Genomic DNA, 6,856 nt, shown 5'->3' with positions numbered 1-6,856 from the left:
GCGCTGACCCGGCCCGAGGACGAGAGCGCCGGCTTCCAGGTCGGCGGCGCCGACTTCATCCACAAGCCCTTCAACCCCGCCACCGTGCTGGCCCGCGTGCGCACCCATCTGCAGCTCAAGCTGGCCGAGGACCACCTGCTGCGCCACAACGAGCTGCTGAGCGGCGAGCTGGGCGCGCGCCGGCGTGAGGTCGAGCGGCTGCGCGACACCACCCTCTTCGTCATGGTCGGCCTGGCGGAGTTCCGCGACGCCGATACCGGCAACCACATCCAGCGCACCCAGGAATATGTGCGTACGCTGGCGCAGTGGATCGCCGCCCAGCCCGACGGGCCGCTGGACCTCACGCCCGAAGCCATCGACGAGCTCGCCAAGGCCGCGCCGCTGCACGACATCGGCAAGGTTGCCATCCCTGACGCCATCCTTCTCAAGCCCGGCAAGCTGTCGCCGGACGAATGGCAGGTCATGAAGACCCATGCCGAACACGGGGCCGACCTGCTGCAGCGCGCCATCGACCGCCTTGGCGACGACGCCGGCCCGATGCTGACCTTCGGCAAGCAGATTGCCCGGCACCATCACGAGAAATGGGACGGCAGCGGCTATCCGGACGGCCTGGCCGGCGAGGCCATTCCGTTGTCGGCCCGGCTGATGGCCGTTGCCGACGTCTATGACGCCCTGATCAGCGTGCGGCCCTACAAGCAGGCCATGAGCCACGACGAGGCGCTGGCCTTCATCCGCAACGGCGCCGGCAGCCATTTCGACCCGCGCATCGTCGAGGCGCTCAATGCCTGCCTGGACGAGGTGCGCGGCATTGCTTCGCGCTGGGCCGACTGAGCCGCCCCGATAATCCGCGGCCTCATGCAGTCCGGCCCCATCCTCAATATCTCCTGCTATCTCTTCGTCTCGCTGGCCGACACGGCGGCGCTGCGCGATCGGCTCCATGCCCGCGCCGAAGCCCTGGGTCTCAAGGGCACGGTGCTGATCGCCGAGGAGGGCATCAATCTCTTCCTGGCCGGCCCGGCCGAAGCCGTGAACACCTGGGTGGCCGAGCTGCGCGCCGACCCACGCTTCGCGACACTGACACCCAAGGAGAGCTGGAGCGAGGTGCAGCCCTTCCAGCGCCTGAAGGTCAAGGTCAAGCCTGAGATCATCCGCATGAACCACCCCACCATCCGCCCCGACCAGGCGCCGCGCGCACCGGCCCTGGCGCCGGCCGTGCTGGCCCGCTGGCTGGACCAGGGCCATGATGACGCCGGCCGCGAGATCGTCATGCTGGACACGCGCAATGGCTTCGAGGTCGACCAGGGTGCCTTCGACGGCGCCATCGACTGGCGGCTCGACAAGTTCAGCGACTTCCCCGAGGCCCTGGCCTCGCACAAGCAGGAACTGGTCGGCAAAACCGTGGTGAGCTATTGCACCGGCGGCATCCGCTGCGAGAAGGCGGCCATGGTGCTGGAGGAACAAGGCCTGACGGCCTGGCAGCTTGACGGCGGCATCCTGAAGTACTTCGAGGACACCGGTGGCAAGCATTACCACGGCAACTGCTTCGTGTTTGACGATCGCAGGGGCGTCAACGCCGACCTGAGCCCAACGTGATGAAAGGGCGATTTGGCGACTTCGCGCTGAAGGCCATCGGCATCCTGCTGATGCTGGCGGCCCTCGGCTTTGCCGTTAGCAAGGCGCCGGACCGCTCGCTGGAAAGCCTGGTGCCGCGCTGGGCGCCGCCGCCGTCGGACTTCGTCGACCTCGATGGCCTGCTCGTGCACTACCGCGACCAGGGCCCGAGCAGCGACCCGCTGCCCATCGTCCTCATCCATGGCACCGGCGCCAGCCTGCACACCTGGGAAGGCTGGGCGGCCGAGTTGAAGTCCACCCGGCGCGTCATCAGCTTCGACCTGCCCGGCTTCGGCCTGACCGGGCCGAACGCCGACAACGACTACAGCGATGCCCGCTACGTCGCCTTCGTGCGCCAGTTGCTGGCGCGCCTGGGCGTGGGCCGGGTCATTCTGGGTGGCAACTCCCTGGGCGGCGAAATCGCCTGGCAGGTGGCCCTGGCCGACCCCGCCAGCGTCGCCGGCCTCGTCCTGGTCGACGCCGCCGGCTTCGATTTCGAGCCGGATTCCATGCCGCTTGGCTTTCGCATCGCCCGCATCCCGGTGCTGCGCGAGCCCATGCGCTGGGTGCTGCCGCGCCGCGCCATCGAGGAAAGTGTGCTGGATGTCTATGGTGACCCCAGCCGCGTCACCGCCGCCCTGGTGGACCGTTACTACGAACTGACGTTGCGCGAAGGCAACCGTGTCGCCTTGATGCGGCGCATGGATCAGCTAGCTCCTGGCCCCTTCCAACGCTTGCCCGAGATCAAGGTCCCTACCCTCATCCTCTGGGGCGAGCGCGACCGGCTGATCCCGCTGCGCTGGGGCCGCGAGTTCGCAAAAGCCATCCCGAACAACAAGTTGGTGGTTTTCCCGAAGCTGGGCCATGTGCCTCAGGAGGAAGACCCGGCTGCTACCCTTGCGGCCTTGCGCGACTGGCTACCCAACGTCGCCCGCTGAACACCGTCCCACCCAAGAGGTTTGACATGAAGAAACGCTCCCTCATCGCGCTGGCCCTGCTGGCCGTCGCCTCGCTGGCCCAGGCCCAGGCACCCGAATGGAAGAAGCTGCGCATCGGCGTCGAAGGCGCTTACCCGCCCTTCTCCGAGATCGGCCCGGACGGCAAGCTCAAGGGCTTCGAGATCGAGCTCGTGCAGGCCTATTGCGCCGAAATGAAGGCCCAGTGCACCCTGGTGCAGCAGGACTTTGACGGCCTCATCCCCGCCCTGCAATCGCGCAAGGTGGACGCCATCTTCGCCAGCGTCTCCATCACCGAGGAACGCCAGAAGGTTGTCGCCTTCTCCAAGCCTTACTACAACACCCCGGCCCGCCTCATCGCCAAGGCGGGCGTGAAGCTCGACCCCACGGCCGCCGGACTGAAGGGCAAGAAGATCGGCGTGCAGCGCGGCACGACGCATGAGACCTACGCCGCCGCGACCTTCAAGCAGAGCGAGATCGTGCGCTACGGCAGCCAGGACCAGGTCTTCCTGGACCTCAAGTCCGGCCGCATCGACGCCACGCTGATGGATTCGCCCGCCGGCGACTTCGGATTCCTGAAGAAGCCAGAGGGCAAGGGCTTTGCCTTCTCGGGCCCCGCCATCATCGACGACAAGGTCTTCGGCGTCGGCACCGGTGTGGGCATGCGCAAGGCCGACGAGGCCAYGCTGGGCAAGAAGTTCAACGCCGCCATCGATGCCGTGCAGGCCAACGGCACGTTCAAGAAGCTCGCCGACAAATACTTCGACTACGACATCGCGCCGCGCACCAAGCAGTGATGCGTCGCCGCTCCGCCCTGGCCCTGCCCGTTGCCCTGGCCCTCGCCAGTACGGCCGGGGCCCAGGCGCCGCAGCGCCTGCGGATCGGTTTCGCCGTGGGCTACGCCCCTTTCAGCGAGATCGGCACCGACGGCCAGCTCAAGGGCTTCGAGATCGACGTGGCCCAGGCCCTGTGCGCACGTCTGGGCCAGCAGTGCGCCCCGGTCATCCTGGAGTTCGACGGCCTGATCCCGGCGCTGCAATCGCGCAAGATCGACGCCATCATGGCCTCGATGTCAATCACGCCGGAGCGCCAGCAGGTCATCCACTTCTCGTCACCCTACTACTACTCGCCGGCCCGCCTGGTCATGCGCGGCGACCCACGCGCCGACGTCAGCCCAGCCGGCCTGAAGGGCAAGCGCATCGGCGTGGAGCGCGGCACCATCCATGAACGCTTCCTGGCCGAACAATTCAAGGGCGTCCAGCTGATGCGCTACGCCACCCAGGATCAGGCTTTCCTGGATCTGAAGTCTGGCCGCCTGGACGCCACGCTGGTGGACGCGGTCATCGCGCAGTTCGGCTTCCTCAACCATGCCGACGGCCGCGGCTTCGGCTTTGTCGGGCCCGACTTCGCCAAGGACCAGCGCTACTACGGCAAGGGCATCGGCGTGGGCCTGCGCAAGGCCGATGCGGCGACGCTGGGCCAGCGCTTCGACGAGGCACTGGCCGCAATGCGCGGCAACGGCACTTTGAAGACTCTCAACGACCGCTACTTCAGCTTCGACCTCATCACCCCTCCCCGCTGAGCGCGGCCTTCTTTCTCATGTTGCACGGATTCCTCCCCAGCCTGCTCGAAGGCTCCGCCGTCACGCTGGCGGTGGCGCTGTCTTCGCTGGCCATTGCCTCCCTGCTGGGCCTGATTGGCGCGCTGGCCAAGCTGTCGCGCTCACGCGTCGCGCGAGGCGTGGCAGCCACCTACACCACGCTGATCCGCGGCGTGCCCGACCTGGTGCTGATGCTGCTCGTCTTCTACGGTGGCCAGCTCGCCGTCAATACCATTGCGCCCAAGCTTGGCCATGATGACTTCATCGATATCGACCCCTTCATCGCCGGCGTGCTGACCATCGGCTTCATCTTTGGCGCCTACCTGACCGAGGCCTTCCGCGGCGCCTTCCTGGCCGTACCGCCGGGCCAGCGCGAGGCGGGCCTGGCCTATGGCATGAGCCCCCGCCTGGTGCTTTGGCGCATCACACTGCCGCAGATGCTGCGACATGCGCTGCCGGGCATCTCCAACAACTGGCTGGTGCTGATCAAGAGCACGGCCATCGTCTCCATCATCGGCCTGTCCGACCTGATGACGCGCGGCAAGCAGGCCGCGGGCACGACGCGTGAGCCCTTCACCTTCTTCCTGGCCGTGGCCCTCATCTATCTCGTGTTCACCAGCGTGTCGGAACTCGTCTTCGCCTGGGCACAGCGGCGCCTGGCCATCGGCACCAAGGCGGGCAAGTTATGAACTTCGACGCCGTCGCCGAGAACTTTCCGCTCTATCTCAGCGGCCTCGTCACCTCGCTGCAGTTGCTGCTGCTGTCATTGGCAGGTGGCCTGCTGCTGGCCGTGCCGCTGGCGGTCGTGCGGACCGTGTTCCTTGGCTCGCCGTCMCGGCTGGTCTGGCTCTACACCTATGTCTTCCGCGGCACGCCGATGCTGGTGCAGCTCTTCCTCATCTACTACGGCGCAGCGCAGTTCGAGGCCGTGCGAGACAGCTGGGCCTGGCCCTGGCTGTCGTCGGCCACCTTCTGCGCCTGGCTGACCTTCACGCTGAACACGGCCGCCTACACGACCGAGATCATTGCCGGCAGCATTCGCGCGCTGCCCGCCGGCGAGATCGAGGCCGCCAAGGCGCTGGGCATGGGGCGCGGGCTGATGCTGCGCCGCGTGGTGCTGCCCGCCGCGCTGCGCCGCGCGCTGCCGGCCTATGGCAACGAGGCCATCTTCATGCTGCACGGCACCTCGCTGGCCAGCACGGTGACACTGCTGGACGTGACCGGCGCGGCCCAACAGGTCTATGCCAAGTACTACCTTCCCTTCGAGGCCTTCATCACGGCCGGCGCCTTCTATTTCGTGCTGACGCTGTGCCTGGTCGGTCTGTTCCGCTGGGCCGAGAACCGCTGGCTCAAGCCGATGATGTCCCGCTAGCCATGAATATCCAACGCCATCCCTTGCTCTCCCCTGCCCCGGGCACGCAGCGCGAGCTGGTCTCGCTGCATTACGGCCAGCCCGGCGGACAAAAGGCCTACATCCAGGCTTCGCTGCACGGCGACGAGCTGCCTGGCATGCTGGTCGCCCACCACCTGCGCCTGCAGCTTGACGCGCTGGAGGCTGCCGGCCAGATCAGCGGCGAGATCGTCCTCGTCCCCATGGCCAACCCCATCGGCCTGAGCCAGTTCATGCTGCATGCCCATCTGGGCCGCTTCGAGCTGACGACGGGTGAGAACTTCAACCGCCATTACCCGGACCAGATCGATGCCGTCGCCCAGGCGGTCGCAACCCAACTGGGCAGCGACGCCGCGGCCAATGTCGCCCTGCTGCGCCGCGCGCTGAAGGCGGCGGTGCTGGCCAGCCCGGTCGATACCGAGCTGCAGTCGCAGCGCCGCAAGCTGCTGAGCCTGTCCTGCGACGCCGACATCGTGTTGGACCTGCATTGCGACGCCCAGGCGCTGATGCACCTCTACACCGAGACGCCCTGCTGGCCCGACTGCGACCCGCTGGCGCGCTTCCTGCGTTCGCGCCTGACGCTGCTGGCCCAGGACTCGGGTGACAACCCCTTCGACGAGGCCTGCTCCCAGGTCTGGTGGAAGTGGGACAAGCATTTCGGCGGCAAGTTCCCGATTCCGCAGGCCTGCCTGTCGGTCACCGTCGAGCTGCGCGGCGCGGCCGACGTGACGCATGAGCTGGCCGCCGCCGATGCGAAGAACATCGTCGACTTCCTGCGCTGGCGCGGCCTGATTGCCGGCGACAAGCCCGAAGTGCCGGAGGCCATCGGCGACGCCCGCCCGCTGGCCGGCAGCATGCCGATCAAGTCGCCGGTGGCCGGCGTGCTGACCTTCGTCAAGGAGGTGGGTGTGGAGGTGACGGCCGGCGAAGTGCTGGCCCATGTCATCGACCCCATCACGGCCGAGGTCACTGAATTGAAGAGCCCGGTCGACGGCCTGTTCTTCGCGCGCGACTTCCTGCGCTTTGCGAACGCCGGCATGCGCGTCGCCAAGGTCGCGGGCCGCGAGGCGCTGCGCACCGGCAAGCTGCTCGGTGCTTGACATGAAGCCCCTCGCCCAGCCCAGCCGCGCTGAACGCGGGCAGGTCCGGTCGGTCTTGCAGACCGCGCTGCGGCATGTGCCGCAGCCCTTCGGCAGGCACATGCCGCCCGCAGGGCGCCATGTGTCCGGCCTCAGCCCCCTGGGGGACGGCGATGCTCGCGGCATCGAGCCGCGAGCACATCGCCAGCGCGGGCCGGCT

The 6,856-nt window shown here is 67.6% G+C and carries 9 protein-coding genes; all 9 read left to right on the top strand.

The window, feature by feature from the left end; all coding sequences use genetic code 11:
- The coding region (locus ACXJKR_RS20255; protein WP_457324345.1) for an HD domain-containing phosphohydrolase at positions 1–831 on the top strand (831 nt) is incomplete at its 5' end.
- 24 nt (positions 832–855) lie between these two features.
- Positions 856–1,593, top strand: coding sequence for a sulfurtransferase (locus tag ACXJKR_RS20250; RefSeq protein WP_457324344.1), 738 nt, complete (start codon positions 856–858; stop codon positions 1,591–1,593).
- The gene (locus ACXJKR_RS20245; RefSeq protein ID WP_457324343.1) at positions 1,593–2,549 is read left to right on the top strand and encodes an alpha/beta fold hydrolase; all 957 of its coding nucleotides are present in this window, start codon (positions 1,593–1,595) and stop codon (positions 2,547–2,549) included. The genes ACXJKR_RS20250 and ACXJKR_RS20245 overlap by 1 nt, the downstream gene beginning before the upstream one ends.
- 26 nt (positions 2,550–2,575) lie before the next feature.
- A complete protein-coding gene (locus ACXJKR_RS20240; RefSeq protein ID WP_457324342.1) occupies positions 2,576–3,364 on the top strand; it encodes an ABC transporter substrate-binding protein in 789 nt (262 codons plus the stop codon).
- A complete protein-coding gene (locus ACXJKR_RS20235; protein ID WP_457324341.1) occupies positions 3,364–4,149 on the top strand; it encodes a transporter substrate-binding domain-containing protein in 786 nt (261 codons plus the stop codon). The genes ACXJKR_RS20240 and ACXJKR_RS20235 overlap by 1 nt, the downstream gene beginning before the upstream one ends.
- 17 nt (positions 4,150–4,166) lie before the next feature.
- Entirely contained in the window at positions 4,167–4,856 is a 690-nt protein-coding gene (locus ACXJKR_RS20230) for an ABC transporter permease (protein WP_457324340.1), read from the top strand.
- Positions 4,853–5,539 (top strand): ABC transporter permease, encoded by a 687-nt coding sequence (locus ACXJKR_RS20225; protein ID WP_457324339.1) that lies wholly within the window; start codon positions 4,853–4,855, stop codon positions 5,537–5,539. The genes ACXJKR_RS20230 and ACXJKR_RS20225 overlap by 4 nt, the downstream gene beginning before the upstream one ends.
- A gap of 2 nt (positions 5,540–5,541) precedes the next feature.
- Positions 5,542–6,657, top strand: a complete 1,116-nt coding sequence (locus tag ACXJKR_RS20220; RefSeq protein ID WP_457324338.1) for a succinylglutamate desuccinylase/aspartoacylase family protein — start codon at positions 5,542–5,544, stop codon at positions 6,655–6,657.
- 1 nt (position 6,658) lies between these two features.
- Positions 6,659–6,856, top strand: a 198-nt coding sequence (locus ACXJKR_RS20215) for a hypothetical protein (RefSeq protein WP_457324337.1), incomplete at its 3' end; no start/stop codon positions are given.

It is taken from the genome of Roseateles sp. P5_E11 (assembly GCF_054049355.1).
Note: the sequence above shows the minus strand (reverse complement) of the source record. Positions and strands in the feature narration are given on the sequence as shown.

What these genes read in the sequence shown, in the direction of transcription:
- ACXJKR_RS20250 (WP_457324344.1), top strand. Translation starts at nt 856, where the DNA reads ATGCAGTCCGGCCCCATCCTCAATATCTCCTGCTATCTCTTCGTCTCG.
- ACXJKR_RS20245 (WP_457324343.1), top strand. Translation starts at nt 1,593, where the DNA reads ATGAAAGGGCGATTTGGCGACTTCGCGCTGAAGGCCATCGGCATCCTG.
- ACXJKR_RS20235 (WP_457324341.1), top strand. Translation starts at nt 3,364, where the DNA reads ATGCGTCGCCGCTCCGCCCTGGCCCTGCCCGTTGCCCTGGCCCTCGCC.
- ACXJKR_RS20230 (WP_457324340.1), top strand. Translation starts at nt 4,167, where the DNA reads ATGTTGCACGGATTCCTCCCCAGCCTGCTCGAAGGCTCCGCCGTCACG.
- ACXJKR_RS20220 (WP_457324338.1), top strand. Translation starts at nt 5,542, where the DNA reads ATGAATATCCAACGCCATCCCTTGCTCTCCCCTGCCCCGGGCACGCAG.